This window comes from Phocaeicola sartorii JCM 17136 = DSM 21941 (assembly GCF_054653615.1).
In genome coordinates, this window is the sequence record NZ_BAAIFW010000006.1 from 620980 (window position 1) to 635898 (window position 14919).

The 14919-nt window shown below is 46.8% G+C and carries 14 protein-coding genes; 8 read left to right on the forward strand and 6 right to left on the reverse strand.

The window, feature by feature from the left end; genetic code table 11:
- Nucleotide 1: 1 nt before the first annotated feature.
- Complete coding sequence (gene prmC / locus ACYQ0C_RS19525; protein WP_016277341.1) at nucleotides 2-838, reverse strand: peptide chain release factor N(5)-glutamine methyltransferase; 837 nt, start codon at nucleotides 836-838, stop codon at nucleotides 2-4.
- 44 nt (nucleotides 839-882) lie between these two features.
- On the opposite strand from prmC, the gene ribD reads away from it, so the two are divergent.
- The 8 genes from ribD (at nucleotide 883) to ACYQ0C_RS19565 (ending at nucleotide 9853) form a co-directional block, all read left to right on the forward strand.
- Nucleotides 883-1950, forward strand: a complete 1068-nt coding sequence (gene ribD, locus ACYQ0C_RS19530) for a bifunctional diaminohydroxyphosphoribosylaminopyrimidine deaminase/5-amino-6-(5-phosphoribosylamino)uracil reductase RibD (protein ID WP_016277340.1) — start codon at nucleotides 883-885, stop codon at nucleotides 1948-1950.
- Nucleotides 1951-2062: 112 nt separating this feature from the next.
- Complete coding sequence (gene bamI, locus ACYQ0C_RS19535) at nucleotides 2063-3460, forward strand: BamI family beta-barrel-assembly machinery protein (protein WP_016277339.1); 1398 nt, start codon at nucleotides 2063-2065, stop codon at nucleotides 3458-3460.
- A gap of 33 nt (nucleotides 3461-3493) precedes the next feature.
- Nucleotides 3494-4225 (forward strand): isoprenyl transferase, encoded by a 732-nt coding sequence (locus ACYQ0C_RS19540; RefSeq protein WP_016277338.1) that lies wholly within the window; start codon nucleotides 3494-3496, stop codon nucleotides 4223-4225.
- An 11-nt stretch (nucleotides 4226-4236) separates the two neighbouring features.
- A complete protein-coding gene (gene bamA / locus ACYQ0C_RS19545; protein WP_016277337.1) occupies nucleotides 4237-6879 on the forward strand; it encodes an outer membrane protein assembly factor BamA in 2643 nt (880 codons plus the stop codon).
- Between the two features lie 20 nt (nucleotides 6880-6899).
- Nucleotides 6900-7415 carry an OmpH/Skp family outer membrane protein gene (locus ACYQ0C_RS19550; protein WP_016277336.1) on the forward strand — a complete coding sequence of 172 codons (516 nt, stop codon included), beginning with the start codon at nucleotides 6900-6902 and terminating at the stop codon, nucleotides 7413-7415.
- A gap of 57 nt (nucleotides 7416-7472) precedes the next feature.
- On the forward strand, nucleotides 7473-7976 hold the full coding sequence (locus ACYQ0C_RS19555) for an OmpH/Skp family outer membrane protein (protein WP_016277335.1): 504 nt from the start codon (nucleotides 7473-7475) through the stop codon (nucleotides 7974-7976).
- Nucleotides 7977-8078: 102 nt separating this feature from the next.
- On the forward strand, nucleotides 8079-8924 hold the full coding sequence (murI, locus tag ACYQ0C_RS19560; protein ID WP_016277334.1) for a glutamate racemase: 846 nt from the start codon (nucleotides 8079-8081) through the stop codon (nucleotides 8922-8924).
- A gap of 56 nt (nucleotides 8925-8980) precedes the next feature.
- Nucleotides 8981-9853, forward strand: a complete 873-nt coding sequence (locus ACYQ0C_RS19565) for a pyridoxamine kinase (protein ID WP_016277333.1) — start codon at nucleotides 8981-8983, stop codon at nucleotides 9851-9853.
- 866 nt (nucleotides 9854-10719) lie between these two features.
- On the opposite strand, the gene ACYQ0C_RS19570 is transcribed toward ACYQ0C_RS19565, so the two are convergent.
- Genes ACYQ0C_RS19570 through aroQ form a run of 5 tightly spaced genes read right to left on the reverse strand, consistent with a single transcriptional unit; the run spans nucleotide 10720 to nucleotide 14896 of the window.
- Nucleotides 10720-11958, reverse strand: a complete 1239-nt coding sequence (locus tag ACYQ0C_RS19570) for an FtsX-like permease family protein (RefSeq protein WP_016277332.1) — start codon at nucleotides 11956-11958, stop codon at nucleotides 10720-10722.
- Between the two features lie 9 nt (nucleotides 11959-11967).
- A complete protein-coding gene (rbfA, locus tag ACYQ0C_RS19575; protein ID WP_016277331.1) occupies nucleotides 11968-12303 on the reverse strand; it encodes a 30S ribosome-binding factor RbfA in 336 nt (111 codons plus the stop codon).
- Nucleotides 12304-12320: 17 nt separating this feature from the next.
- Entirely contained in the window at nucleotides 12321-12959 is a 639-nt protein-coding gene (locus ACYQ0C_RS19580) for an O-methyltransferase (RefSeq protein ID WP_016277330.1), read from the reverse strand.
- Between the two features lie 18 nt (nucleotides 12960-12977).
- Nucleotides 12978-14441 carry a pyruvate kinase gene (gene pyk / locus ACYQ0C_RS19585; protein WP_016277329.1) on the reverse strand — a complete coding sequence of 488 codons (1464 nt, stop codon included), beginning with the start codon at nucleotides 14439-14441 and terminating at the stop codon, nucleotides 12978-12980.
- A gap of 32 nt (nucleotides 14442-14473) precedes the next feature.
- Nucleotides 14474-14896: a type II 3-dehydroquinate dehydratase gene (gene aroQ, locus ACYQ0C_RS19590; protein ID WP_016277328.1), complete on the reverse strand. Its 423-nt coding sequence runs from the start codon at nucleotides 14894-14896 to the stop codon at nucleotides 14474-14476.
- Between the last annotated feature and the right edge of the window lie 23 nt (nucleotides 14897-14919).

Genomic DNA, 14919 nt, shown 5'->3' on the forward strand with positions numbered 1-14919 from the left:
CTCATCTTTCCGCTTTTATCATTCTGTCATTTTGAAAGATATCTTTCCTCAATTCTATATTTTTATATTCCAAACCAGCCAGCATATCCACCGTTTGCCCGCCATACTCCCGATTAATCTCAAAGTAAAGCCTTCCGCCAGGCACCAGCATATCTCTGCCCAGCTCCGCTATTTTCCGATAAAACAACAAAGGGTTGTCATCCGGCACAAACAAAGCCAACTTCGGCTCCCATTCCAACACATTAGCACTCATATCCGCCTTCTCCTTTTCTGTAATATAAGGTGGGTTGCTGACAATGACATCAAACCGCTCACCGGCAGGAGAAGCAAGCAGCACATTCCTTCGTTCAAGCGTCACACGAACCCCATTCCGTCTACAATTACGCTCCGCAACCTGCAACGCCTTTTCCGAGACATCCCATGAAACAACCTCCGCCGCTTCCAGATTCTTTGCCAGAGAGACAGCGATGCAGCCGCTTCCCGTACCAATATCCAATATTTTAACCCGGCCATGCTTATGTTCCCGTATCACCCAATCCACCAACTCCCCCGTTTCCGGGCGTGGAATCAACACGTGTTCATTCACCTCAAAGGTAAGACCATAAAACTCTTCCCTACCTATTATATATTGAATAGGTTCCAGTTTTTGCAGACGGACCAGAATATCATCCAACCGTTTCTGCTCATTCACTGAAAAAGTAGTATCTTTGCCTGCATACAATTCAACAACAGACATGCCGAAAACTTGTGTAAGCAGCAACTTAGCCATAGGCACAAGTTCAGAATCGGGATAATATCCCTGCAAGGTTTGTTTTATGTAAGATACAACAGGATTCATAATGTCATTTTATATGCAAAAGTAAGAATTTAAACAAGATCGTTATGACAAAAGATGAAAAATATATTTCCCGCTGCCTGCAACTGGCATACAACGGGCTCTGCAACACAGCCCCCAACCCGATGGTAGGCGCTGTCATTGTGCACCACGACACCATCATCGGAGAAGGATACCACATCCGTTGCGGAGAGGCGCATGCCGAAGTAAACGCCATACGTTCCGTCAAAGACGAAAATCTCTTGAAGGAATCCACCATTTACGTAAGCCTGGAACCATGCTCCCACTATGGGAAGACCCCTCCCTGCGCCGATCTGATTATAGAAAAGAGAATCCCAAAAGTCGTCATAGGCTGCATGGACCCGTTTTCCATGGTAGCCGGCAGAGGAATCGAGAAGCTGCGCAAAGCCGGTATCGAAGTGACCGTAGGAGTATTAGAGGAAGAATGCCGGCACCTGATAAGACGTTTCATTACATTCCACACGTTCAAACGCCCATACATAACCTTGAAATGGGCAGAATCCGCCGATGGCTTTATCGACATGAACCGCACAGAAGGAAAACCGGTCATACTATCCAGTCCGCTGACCAGCCTGCTGGCACACAAGAAACGCGCCGAACACGACGCCATATTGGTGGGGCGCCGCACGGCATTACTCGACAACCCCTCCTTATCCACCCGGAACTGGTACGGCACGCACCCCCTTCGTCTGGTCATAGACAAAGACCTGACCTTACCCCGGGATCTGGAACTTTTCAACGGCAGGATAAGGACATTCGTATTCACCCGGGAATCCCACCACCAGCCAAATGCATTAACAACATACATACCACTGGATTTCAGCAAAGACATCCTGCCACAAATCATGGAAGTCCTATATCAGAACAAAATACAATCACTTCTAGTAGAAGGTGGAAGTATTTTATTACAGTCTTTCATAGACTCCGGCTTATGGGATGAAGCCTTTATAGAAAAGGCTCCACTGTGCCTGAACAATGGGATACAGGCACCCTTCATTCAAAAAAAATACTTTAAATTGAATAAAATATACTTTGGAAGAGAAATGACACATGCCGTCCATCCGCAAATCCGGAGACAAAATGAGGCTGATTGACAGAGAAAAAGGGCAAGTTTATCTATAAATTAATATAAAACTTGTCCCAAAACTTCTGTATAGAAAAAAATCTTCCTACTTTTGCGACTTGTAACAATAGACTCATTTGCAAATGAAAATAAAGTTTTTGACTGTCATCACAAGTCTGCTAGCTGCGGCTTTTATGATTACATCTTGCTTGGACGACAACGAAGTAGAAATAGAATATAGTTCAGAATCAAGCATTACCGCTTTTGCTATAAAAGATAAAATTGAGACTCAATACACCAAAGAGGTCAATGGGAAAGACACAACGCTGACATTCACCGTTGACGGTGCGAAGTATCCTTTCGCCATCAACCAAAAGACAAGACACATCTACAACGTAGACTCCTTGCCCGTCGGCACAGACATCAGTAAAGTCCTAGTCAGTATAAAGTCAGACGGGATTGGAGTTTTCATTGTCGCGGAAGACAAAGATTCTCTGTGGAATGAAACCGACTCCCTGAACTTCGAGAAACCGGTCCAGTTCAAAGTGATGGCTATGAGCGGAGTCTATGGACCTATCTACAAAGCAGAGATAAATGTACACAAACAAGTTCCCGACTCATTGCAATGGAGCTATAGAGGGAACAGCTTCGACAACACCATCCAGGCACAGAAAGCCGTCACACTAGGAGACTATATTTACGTTTTCGCACAGCAAGGCAACCGTGTCGCTGTTACAAGCACCCACATCAATGATGGAGGAACGTGGACGCCTTTACAAACTTTACCTGAAGACATGCTTAACGCAGACTATACTTCCGCCATGGCATGGGGAGACAAGTTATACATACTTGCCGGCAATGACTTATACAATTCCTCCAACGGAAACAGTTGGAGCAAAGTCGGAACTAACGCCCGGTTCAACAAGTTGACCGCCAGTGTTTATTCCGAGTATAACCACAAGTTGTACGCCATAGACACCAACAACCGGTTTATGGAAAGCGAAGACGGTCTGGCATGGGATACGAGCGGAGAAGTTCCGGCCAATTTCCCGGAAAATCAGTCGTCATACGCAGCTTACCCGTTGGTAACCAATAAATTCATAGACCGTATAGTGCTCATGGGTGAAAGCCCCGTTGCAACCGACACAACCTCCACTGTATGGACCAGGCTGACCACAGAAAACAGTTGGGCGGATTATCCTACAGTCGCAAACGACAGCTTTTATTGCCCCAAGCTGGCCAATATAACCATGATTCATTACAACGACCAGCTATACGCTTTCGGCGGTCCGGGCAAAAGTTTCGGCAAAGACATTCCCGCCTTCAGCCGATTCTATGGATCAACCGATCAAGGCGTTACATGGAAACCGGTCTCAAAATATGTATTTTTCCCTACAGAATTCACCGATCTGTATAACCAGGCAAACGGCAACTATTCTTACGTCATAGACAAGAACAACTTCTTATGGATAATATGGAGCCGGAGCGGACAAGTATGGAGAGGAAGAATCAACAAGCTGGGGTTCGATTCCAAAGAATAAAGTCAAAGAGAGTCATATAAAACAGATTGCGACATGCCATATAGAGAGCAAATAAACAAAAGCCGTATCCCCGCCCATGTAGCCATTATAATGGATGGAAATGGAAGATGGGCCAAACAACGTGGACAGGTACGCAGCTTCGGACACCAAGCCGGTGCAGAGACTGTACACATCATTGCAGAAGAAGCGGCCAGACTGGGAGTCAGATACTTGACACTATATACATTCTCTACCGAAAACTGGAATCGTCCGGTAGATGAAGTCGCTGCTCTGATGAGCCTTTTGATGGACTCCATTGAAGAAGAAACTTTCATGAAAAACAACATCAGTTTCCGCATCATCGGTGACACGGCGAAATTACCGGCAGAAGTACTGGAACGGTTGAACCAGTGCATTGAACATACCTCAACCAATACCGGTATGTGTCTGACACTTGCTTTAAGCTACTCTTCCAAATGGGAAATAACAGAAGCGGTAAGACAAATAGCAGCCAAGGTTCAGAACGACAAGCTGGCCATTGACAGCATTGACGACCATTTGATCAGTACGCATTTAAGCACGAACTATATGCCCGATCCGGATTTACTGATACGTACCGGAGGAGAAATACGCCTCAGCAACTATCTGCTTTGGCAATGTGCTTATTCCGAACTATATTTTTGTGAAACATTCTGGCCGGACTTCCGCGAAGAAGAGTTTTGCAAAGCCATTTATGATTATCAGAAAAGAGAACGCCGTTTCGGCAAAACCAGTGAACAAATATAAAGTTAGATAAAATGCTATATCGTATTTCACTTATACTATTAACGCTTACATGCCTATTTTGCTTCTCAGCAGGCAGCTACGCCCAAGAAGCAAACGTAGAAGAAAACGACAATCCAGTCATACTTTATTCCGGGACACCCAAGAAGTATGAAATCGGCGGAATCAAAGTAGAAGGGGTAAAAAACTATGAAGACTATGTATTGATCGGACTTTCAGGACTATCAGTAGGACAGACCATTGTTGTTCCGGGAGACGACATTACCACCGCCGTAAAACGTTACTGGCGTCACGGATTGTTCTCGGATGTACAAATCATAGCCGAGAAAATAGTCGGGGACAAGATCTACTTGAAAATCATCCTGGCCCAACGCCCGCGTATTGCCGACATTCGTTATCACGGGGTAAAGAAAAGCGAGCGCGAAGATCTGGAGGCCAAACTAGGTCTGGTAAAAGGAAGCCAGATTACTCCCAACTTGATAGACCGTGCCAAAATATTGATCAAGAAGCACTTCGATGAAAAAGGATTTAAAAATGCCGAAGTAACCATTGTAGAGCGTGATTTGGCCGACAACAAGGACCAAGTGGATGTTGATGTGATGATTGACAAGAAAGAAAAGGTGAAAGTCCACCAGATCACCATTGACGGAAACGTAGTGTTGAGCGACAAGAAATTGAAACGTGTCATGAAGAAGACAAACGAGAAAAACAAACTCGTCAACCTCTTCCGTACCAAGAAATTCATTGAAGAGAAATACGAAGAAGACAAGCAGCATATCATCGACAAATACAACGAGCTGGGTTACCGCGACGCCCAAATCGTAGTGGACAGCATTTCTCCGTACGATGACCGTACCGTCGATGTGTACATGAAAATAGAAGAAGGTGACAAATACTACCTGCGTAACGTGACCTGGGTAGGTAACACCATCTACGCTTCGGACTGGCTGAACGAACAGCTCCGCATGAAAAAAGGAGATGTTTATAACCAGAAATTGATGACCGAGCGTCTGACCGGTGATGAAGACGCCATTGGCAACTACTACTATAACAAAGGATACGTGTTCTACAACCTTGACCCGGTAGAAGTGAACATAGACGGCGACTCCATCGACCTGGAAATGCGTATTCAGGAAGGTCCCCAGGCCTCTATCAGCAAAGTGCGCATCAACGGTAACGACCGTTTGTATGAAAATGTGGTACGTCGTGAGCTGAGAACCAAACCGGGTGACCTGTTCAGCAAGGAAGCTTTGGAACGTTCTTATCGTGAAATAGCCCAGATGGGACACTTCAACCCTGAAAACATCCAGCCGGATGTCCAGCCGGATCCCACCAACGGTACTGTAGACATCAACTGGAACCTGGAATCTAAAGCAAACGACCAGGTAGAGTTCTCGGCAGGTTGGGGACAGACCGGTGTGATCGGTAAGTTAAGCTTGAAGTTCACGAACTTCTCTATGTCAAACTTGTTCCATAAGAGTGACAACTATCGCGGATTCCTGCCACAAGGCGATGGACAGACATTGACCGTCAGCGGACAGACCAACGGTAGTTACTATCAATCATATAGTGTATCGTTCTTTGACCCATGGTTTGGCGGGAAACGCCCGAACTCATTCTCAGTTTCGGCTTTCTACTCCATCCAGACAGATATCAGCAGCAACTACTATAACTCTGCTTATATGAACAACTACTATAATTATTACAGCGGTTACGGTAGTTATTATGGTGGTGGCTACAACAACTATGAGTCCTACTATGACCCCGACAAGTCCATCCAGATGTATGGAGCATCCATCGGCTGGGGTAAACGTCTGAGATGGCCGGATGACTACTTTACGCTGTCGGCCGAGCTCTCGTACCAGCGTTTCATATTGAAAGACTGGAGTTACCTGTATATCAAGTTGAACAATGGAGAATATATGTCAACCGGTAACTGCAACAATTTGAGTTTGAACCTGACTCTGGCACGTAACTCTACGGACAACCCGATTTTCCCGCGCCGCGGTTCTGAGTTCTCGGCTTCCGTACAGCTGACCCCTCCGTACTCACTGTTCAGCAACAAGGACTACTCGGTATACGGTAAAGATGATTATGACGAAGCGGCCAGCATGTTCAACTGGATTGAATACCACAAGTGGAAATTCAAATCGAAAACCTACACCGCCCTCACAGGTGGCCAGAAATGCCCGGTTATCATGACACGTGCAGAATTCGGTTTGCTGGGTCATTATAACAAGTACAAGAAATCACCGTTTGAAACATTCTATATGGGTGGTGACGGTATGACAGGCTACAGCACCAGCTATGCTTCCGAAACCATAGCACTGCGTGGTTACGAAAACGGTTCACTGACCCCCTACGGTAGTGAAGGTTACGCTTACGTACGTTTAGGCGCAGAGTTAAGATACCCGTTGATGCTGGAAAACTCGACCAGTATCTATGCGCTAGGCTTCATCGAAGGAGGTAACGCATGGACAGACGTAAGCAAGTTCAACCCGTTCCAGCTGAAACGCTCGGCAGGTGTCGGTGTCCGTATCTTCCTGCCGATGATTGGTATGATGGGTATTGACTGGGCATACGGTTTCGACAAGATCAACGGTTCAAGCCGTTACAGCGGAAGCCAGTTCCACTTTATCTTAGGACAAGAGTTTTAATAACTAAAAACAAAGCGATTATGAAAAAGGCTATTCTATTATCTCTATTGTTTGTGGCTTGTGCATTCACAGCCAGCGCTCAAAAGTTTGCCTTGATCGATATGGAATATATCCTGAAGAATATTCCCGCATACGAACAAGCAAACAACCAACTGAATAAAGCCTCACAACAATATCAAAGTGAGGTGGAAGCGAAAGCAAAAGAAGCGGAAACACTGTATAAGGAATACCAGAAAGCCTCGGCTTCCCTGTCGGCCGCACAAAAGACGCAAAAAGAAGAAGCGATTGTGGCAAAAGAAAAGGAAGCAGCCGAACTGAGAAAGAAATACTTCGGTCCCGAAGGTGAAATGGCCAAAAAGCAGGAAGCCTTAATCGCCCCGATTCAAGATAAAATCTATGAAGCGGTGAAACAAATCTCAGAGCAAAAAGGATATGCGGCAGTAGTGGACAGAGGCGCCGCCCAAAGTATTATTTTCGCATCTCCAAGCATTGATATCAGTAATGAAGTGCTCTCAAGATTAGGATATTCAAATTAATTTCCTACATTTGCAACCGATAAACCAAATTTGCAATAACTAATAAAAAATAGAACTATGTTGAAGAAAATTGCTTTACTACTTTTACTTATCGTTCCGATGAGTGTATTTGCTCAGAAATTCGGGCATCTTAAATCTACAGATGTACTTACCATCATGCCGGAATTCACCAAGGCGCAAACTGACATCCAAGCCATGCAGAAACAATACGAGGATGAAATGAAACGCGCGACAGATGAGCTGACCAAAAAATATACCGAATACCAACAGGAACAGGCCAACCTTCCCAAGAACATTCAGGAAAGACGCCAGAAAGAATTGCAGGAATTACAGGAAAAAGGAATGCAGTTCCAGCAGGATGCCCAGCAGCAATTGCAGAAGTCATACGCTGAGATGATGGAACCCATCTACAAGAAAATTGAAGACGCCATCAAAGCAGTGGGCCAGGAAGGTGGATATACTTACATCTTCGACTTGAACAGAACAGAAATTCCTTACATCAACGAAGCGCAGTCCACAGATGTAACTGCTGCTGTCAAAGCAAAAGTAGGAATCAAATAATTAAATTAAAGACCTTTACGGGCACGGGTTACACAGATTTCACAGGTTTCAGCACCGTGATCATCCGTGTAACCCGTGCCCTTATTATATAGCTATACCGCCATGATCCCATCTTCCCCCCTTTCAACCGGCCCTATCGGTGTGTTCGACTCCGGCTACGGTGGTCTGACCATTCTGGACAAGATACGCGGACTGATGCCCGAATATGATTACATCTATCTGGGAGACAGCGCACGCTGTCCATACGGGCCACGTTCTTTTGAAGTGGTTTACGAGTTCACCTTGCAGGCAGTAGGCAAACTCTTTGAATTGGGATGTCCTTTGGTGATACTGGCATGTAACACAGCATCGGCAAAAGCCTTACGCACCATCCAGCAGATCAATCTTCCGGTGATGGACGCCACCCGTAGAGTACTCGGAGTCATCCGGCCCACAGCAGAATGTATAGGTGAAATCACCCGAAGCCGGCACGTAGGCATACTGGCCACAGCCGGTACCATCAAGTCCGAGTCCTACCTTCTGGAAATACATAAACTGTCCCCCGACATTGTGGTGACAGGAGAAGCCTGCCCCATGTGGGTTTCCCTGGTAGAGAATAACGAATACCAGTCGGAAGGAGCCGACTATTTCGTAAAACAGCACATCAACCGGCTGCTGGATAAAGACCCGATGATTGACACCATCATCCTGGGATGCACCCATTATCCGTTATTACTGGATAAAATAAGACAGTTCACCCCCGGACATATCCGCATCATCGCGCAAGGAGAATATGTAGCCCGGAGCCTGCGCGATTATCTGGACCGCCATCCCGAGATGGACGCACGCTGCGGAAAAGGAGGGAAGTGCCGCTTCCTCACTACCGAAAGCGGAAACAAGTTCGAGGAATCCGCCTCCATCTTCTTGGGCCGGCAGGACATAAAGGTAGAAAGTATCGCTCTGGAATAACTTTCCTCCGGTTTATCTGTTATATATACCACCTATAACGCTTAATTCATAAAAACATGTATGCAAATAAAGTAAAGAAGATAGCCGCAGTACACGATCTGTCCGGTGCAGGCCGCGTCTCCCTCACCGTTGTTATTCCTATCCTTTCATCGATGGGCTTCCAAGTCTGCCCCCTGCCCACAGCCGTATTGTCCAGCCACACCCAATACCCGCACTTCTCTTTCCTGGACTTGACGGACGAGATGCCCAGAATCATCAACGAATGGAAACAACTAGAGGTACAATTCGACGCTATTTATACAGGCTACCTGGGATCTCCCCGCCAGATACAAATCGTATCCGAATTCATTGATGACTTCCGCCGGCCCGACAGTCTGGTCATGATAGACCCCGTATTGGGAGACAACGGAAAGCTATACACCAACTTCGACGGGCGGATGATTCTGGAAATGCGCCATCTCATCCGGAAAGCCGATGTCATCACGCCCAATATGACCGAGCTCTTTTATCTGCTTGACAAACCTTATCAGGCAGAGAATACGGACACAGAACTGAAATCCTATCTGCGCGAGATATCAGAACAAGGCCCCGGCATTGTTATTATTACCAGCGTACCCGTTCAAGACGACCCGCACAAAACTTCCGTATATGCATACGACAGGCAGGGAGACCGTTATTGGAAGGTTACTTGTCCCTACCTGCCTGCACACTACCCCGGCACAGGCGATACATTTACCAGTGTGATAACCGGTTCCTTGATGCAGGGAGACAGTCTGCCTATCGCATTGGACCGCGCCACACAGTTTATCCTGCAAGGCATCCGCGCCACATTCGGATATGAATATGATAACCGCGAAGGGATTCTGTTGGAGAAGGTGTTGCATAATCTGGATATGCCTATTCAGGTGAGCAGTTACGAATTGATTTAAGGCAAGACGGAGTGTATTTAGCTCTTTCCATGCCTTCCGTTCTTTTCAGCATCATCCTCATACCCTGAAAAAAACGATTCAGATCTCAAGAACAACCATTTACTTTTGTCGGTAACTCCCTTTTCGTACGGAAACAGACAAATCACCGGAAATCCCCCCTCACTAACAAATACCCCTTAAAAATCCTTCAAATGTTTCAGCCTCTCCGCAAACCCTTTGCTGGTGGGCGTTCCGGCTGATGGATTTCCCCCGCAAATCCTTCAGACCGCTTACAAATCCTTCAGCGTACGGACGAGCACAGATTAGCGTCTTTTGGTTTTACACCCGAAAGAAAAATCGCTTATAAGCTTTAAAATTGTCAACGGAGAACCGGCAATTCCCAAACTTGAATCGCTTTTTATCCATATAAGCCCCTTAACAGATATTGGCAAGATGGAATCAGGCTGTTCACCTGTTACTCATCTGTTCCCGCACGGCAGAGTTTGGTGTCTCAGCCTTTCCAGTTAATCGTTTCACTTAGGTGATGAAGTTTCATCACTAGAGTAATCGAATTGTTTCACTTGAGTGATAAAGCTTCATCACTTTAGTGAAATGATCTGATCGACAGGGGAAAAATCATATACCGACCTTATCAAAACGCCTGTTCCATCCGGATGATTCAGCCCGGCGGAGGGATAAGGAGCCTGATACATACCATACAAAATCAGCCTAAACCTGACCCGGACAAAGCTGAAGGATTTTTTACCGGATGAAACATTTCCGGATCGGATCCTTCAGCCGGAACGCCCACCAGCAAAGGGTTTGCGGAGAGGCTGAAACATTTGAAGGATTTCTAAAGGAAAAACTAAAAGGGGATAAAAAGGGGGCTATTTTCCCAGCAACCGGCGGCTGAGATAACGCACGGGATACCACACGGAAAGGAAACCCACCACCAGCACCGTAATGAAGACGATCACAATATCCCATACATGGACACTGACCGGATAGGCATCCACCACAAAATTGCCGCCGGAGTTGCCGCCTCCCAGCGAAAGCAATCCGAATTCCTGCTGGACGAAACAAAGGATCAGCCCCAGCACCACTCCGACCACCGCGCCTATCAGTGAAATCATACGCCCCTCGAACAGGAATATACGCGTGATGAGCTTGTCACCGGCCCCCAGATTGCGCAATGTCACCACATCGGCTTTCTTATCTATAATGAGCATGGACAAGGAACCTATCACATTAAAGCAGGCGATCATCAGAATAAAGGTAAGGAAAATATAAGAGATCAGTTTTTCTATCTCCATAATGCGGAAAGTATCCGCTTGCTGCTCATACCTGTCCTGCACCCGGAAATCATCTCCCAACATCTGCTGTATCTTCGCTTTTACGCTGCCGGCATCCGCACCGGGCTTCAACTTCAACTCTACCGAACTCACCTCGGTGTCATATTGAAACAGCCGGCGGGCAAATTGCAGGGAGGTCAGGATGTAAGAAGAATCATACTTTTGCTGGTTCACCGCGAAAACCAGTCCGCTGGAATATAAATGGGCGGCATGAAAGCTGGAGGCAGGATTGGCCATATTGACTTTGGCTCCCCGTTTGGGAGCATAAATCTCCAACGGATCGAGGAATTTGATGCCCGTCCCCAGAATGGAGACCAGTTCGATGCCGGGAATGGCATAATCCACCACTTCATCGTGCAACACGAATTGCCCCCGACCGAAAAGAATACTGTCAATAGCTGTCAGATCCTCGAAATTATCTTCAATTCCCTTGATCACCGCCATGGTCTGCCGGTCCTTGTACTGAACCATCGCATTCTCTTCCAGAGATTCGGAAAAGACAGCGACCTCCGGCATCCGGCGCAAAGCCTCTATACGTTGATCCTGTCCGTCAAAGACCTTTCCGGTGACAGCCGTGATTTTCAGTTCCGGATCAAAAGCCGTAAAGAAAGTGGCCACCAGATCCTGGAAGCCGTTAAAAACGGACAAAGTGCATACCAGTGCCAACGTAGCCAAAGCCACTCCGCAGACGGAAATGGCTGAAATGACGTTAATGGCATTGTGCGACTTCTTGGAAAAGAGATAGCGCTTCGCAATATAAAAGGGAAAATTCACCGTCCGGTTCTACTTTTTCAACAGTTCGTCTATACGTTCGGCATAATCCAATGAATCATCCACAAAGAACTTCAGCTCGGGGATGATGCGCAGCTGATGGCGTACCCGTGTGCCCAGTTCGTAACGGATGGCCTTCATGTTATCATTGATATTCTTTACTATTTCCTGACTCCTCCCGGAAGGGAACACGCTGAGATAGACGCGTGCAATACTCATATCGGGACTGATGCGGACCGCACTGACCGATACCAAGACACCATTCATCGACTTGGTTTGAAGCAGGAAAATCTCACTCAACTCCTTTTGGATCAAACGAGAAATCTTATTTTGTCTGGTCGTTTCCATAATTAATCATTATTCATTCAACATTTTCTTATGATCGTCAGCCCGTCGCGCAAGGGAAGAATCACTTTTTCCACCCGTTTGTCGGCAGCCACCCAATCATTAAATTTCTTTATTCCAATCGTCTGAAGATCCGTATGATGCGGCTCCTCCAATACATGTCCGTCCCACAACGTGTTATCGGCAATGATGTATCCGCCGGGCGACAGTTTCTCCAGCACCATCTCATAATATTCAATATACTTCCGCTTGTCACCATCTACAAACGCCAAATCGAAAGTAATGTTCATGGCAGGCAGCAGCTTCAGCGCATCACCTATATAAAATTGAATCTTGCCGGCGTAGGGCGAGCCTTCCAGCCAGGGGCGTGTAAAGTCCTCCTGCTCATCGTTTATCTCGAATGTGTGCAGCATGGCTCCCTCTTCCAGGCCTTCGGCCAGGCAAAGCGCGGAGTAACCGCTGTAAGTCCCTATCTCCAGCACCTGGCGGGGACGTATCATCCGCACAAACATTTTCAGCATACGCCCCTGCAAGTGCCCGGAAGCCATGCGGGGACGTAATAACTTGACGTGCGTATCACGATAAAGAGCCTTCAGATAATCACTTTCCTCATCAATGTGCCGAAGGATATATTCGTCAATAGCGTCCGTTTCTTTCATCGAGTCATCAATTCTTCGTTACAGATAACGGTTACGGTTAGGCAACACATAATCCATGGCATACTTCAACACATCTCCCACTACATTGATCTCAAGGAATGAGGTCCGCGTACCTTGCTTGCCACTGCTCAGATAGGCCACCATGTCGCTTTCACTCAACACGCCGTCATCCAGCAATTTGCGCAAGGCGGCGAAATAATATGCCTGTCCGTTCGCCTTCTCGGGCATATAGATAGCCTCCACTCCGTATGACAAAGCCAGATGGCGCATCGTCTTTTCTTTATAGCAGATGGCCAGTACCGGATATTTGCCACGGAAAGCGGCGATATTGCGTGCGGTACGTCCGCTGAAACTGTCGGTGATAATGGCGCGGATACTCAGTTTGCTGGTAGCCTTCACCGCTTGTTTGGCCAGGAAAGCAGTCACATCATTGGAGTTATCGTCCAAAGGAATACGGATATCGTTCTCCGCCAGCTTGTCTTTCTCGGCCTGTGCCGCAATCTTGGCCATCGTCTTCACGGCTTCCACCGGATATTTACCGTATGCCGTCTCCCCGCTCAGCATCAGCGCGTCCGTGCGGTAGTAAATGGCATTGGCAATGTCGGTCACCTCAGCACGGGTAGGACGCGGATTATTAATCATGGTATGCAGCATCTGGGTAGCGACAATGACCGGTTTCTTGGCCAGGATACATTTCTTGATCAGCAGACGCTGGATGCCGGGAATGCGTTCTTGAGGAACCTCAATGCCCAGGTCGCCACGAGCCACCATGATTCCGTCGGCCACTTCCAGAATCTCGTCAATGTTGTCCACGCCCTCCTGGTTCTCTATCTTGGCGACAATCTTGATGTCACTGCCGTATGCATCCAGTATCTGGCGGATATCCAGTACGTCTTGTTTATTACGGACAAACGAGTGTGCTATGAAATCAATGTCCTTTTCAATCGCATACAGTATATTGTTACGGTCTTTTTCTGTCAGAGAAGGAAGATTGATGCGCACGCCCGGTACATTCACGCTCTTACGGTTGCCCAGAGTGGCTTCATTCTGCACCTCGCACAGCAGATAGTCATCCGTCTTCTCCATCACGCGCAGCTCCAGGTCACCATCATCAATCAAGATATCACCGTCCACCTGAAGATCGTGCACAAAACCGGGATAAGACACAGCAATGCACTCACGAGTGGTTTCCTGTGCAGGATTGCCTACAATCTTCACTTTGTCACCCGTCTGATAAGGGATAGGCTCGCCGCCCGCGATAGCGGTAGTACGTACTTCGGGGCCTTTCGTATCCATCAATATGGCAATGCGGTTGGACACCTCACGTACATTGGTTATCAACTTTTCAAAACCTTCACGCGAAGCATGGGCCGTATTCATCCGGACCACATTCATACCCGCCTTGAAAAGATCTCTTATAAACTCTACCTCGCAACGCTGATCTGAGATGGACGCTACGATTTTTGTTTGTTTCAACATCATAATCTTATCACCTTATATTATACCTAAACTTTTTATTTTCTCATTAACAAGGCTTCAACCGCCAAGCGATAGGAATGAAGCCCGAACCCGCAGATCACCCCCACACAAGCGCAGGAGATCATTGACTTATGGCGGAACTCCTCACGGGTATGCACATTCGAGATGTGTACCTCGACCACGGGAGCTGTCACGGCGCGGATGGCATCCTGCAAAGCGATGGAAGTATGTGTGTAAGCTCCCGCATTCAGGACAATGCCGTCATAGTCAAAACCCACTTCGTGTATTTTGTTGATCATCTCACCTTCCACATTCGACTGATAATAGGCTATTTCAATGTCCGGATAAGCGCGGCGCAGTTCCACCAGATAGTCTTCAAATGAGACAGCGCCATAAATGGAAGGTTCCCGTTTTCCTAATAAATTGATATTAGGTCCATTAATAATTTGTATTTTCATATTTATACTATATCTAAACTTTT

Bases quoted from the DNA above. Each gene is read 5' to 3' on its own strand.
- prmC (WP_016277341.1), bottom strand. From the start codon at position 838: ATGAATCCTGTTGTATCTTACATAAAACAAACCTTGCAGGGATATTAT.
- ribD (WP_016277340.1), top strand. From the start codon at position 883: ATGACAAAAGATGAAAAATATATTTCCCGCTGCCTGCAACTGGCATAC.
- bamI (WP_016277339.1), top strand. From the start codon at position 2,063: ATGAAAATAAAGTTTTTGACTGTCATCACAAGTCTGCTAGCTGCGGCT.
- ACYQ0C_RS19540 (WP_016277338.1), top strand. From the start codon at position 3,494: ATGCCATATAGAGAGCAAATAAACAAAAGCCGTATCCCCGCCCATGTA.
- bamA (WP_016277337.1), top strand. From the start codon at position 4,237: ATGCTATATCGTATTTCACTTATACTATTAACGCTTACATGCCTATTT.
- ACYQ0C_RS19550 (WP_016277336.1), top strand. From the start codon at position 6,900: ATGAAAAAGGCTATTCTATTATCTCTATTGTTTGTGGCTTGTGCATTC.
- ACYQ0C_RS19555 (WP_016277335.1), top strand. From the start codon at position 7,473: ATGTTGAAGAAAATTGCTTTACTACTTTTACTTATCGTTCCGATGAGT.
- murI (WP_016277334.1), top strand. From the start codon at position 8,079: ATGATCCCATCTTCCCCCCTTTCAACCGGCCCTATCGGTGTGTTCGAC.
- ACYQ0C_RS19565 (WP_016277333.1), top strand. From the start codon at position 8,981: ATGTATGCAAATAAAGTAAAGAAGATAGCCGCAGTACACGATCTGTCC.
- rbfA (WP_016277331.1), bottom strand. From the start codon at position 12,303: ATGGAAACGACCAGACAAAATAAGATTTCTCGTTTGATCCAAAAGGAG.
- ACYQ0C_RS19580 (WP_016277330.1), bottom strand. From the start codon at position 12,959: ATGAAAGAAACGGACGCTATTGACGAATATATCCTTCGGCACATTGAT.
- pyk (WP_016277329.1), bottom strand. From the start codon at position 14,441: ATGATGTTGAAACAAACAAAAATCGTAGCGTCCATCTCAGATCAGCGT.
- aroQ (WP_016277328.1), bottom strand. From the start codon at position 14,896: ATGAAAATACAAATTATTAATGGACCTAATATCAATTTATTAGGAAAA.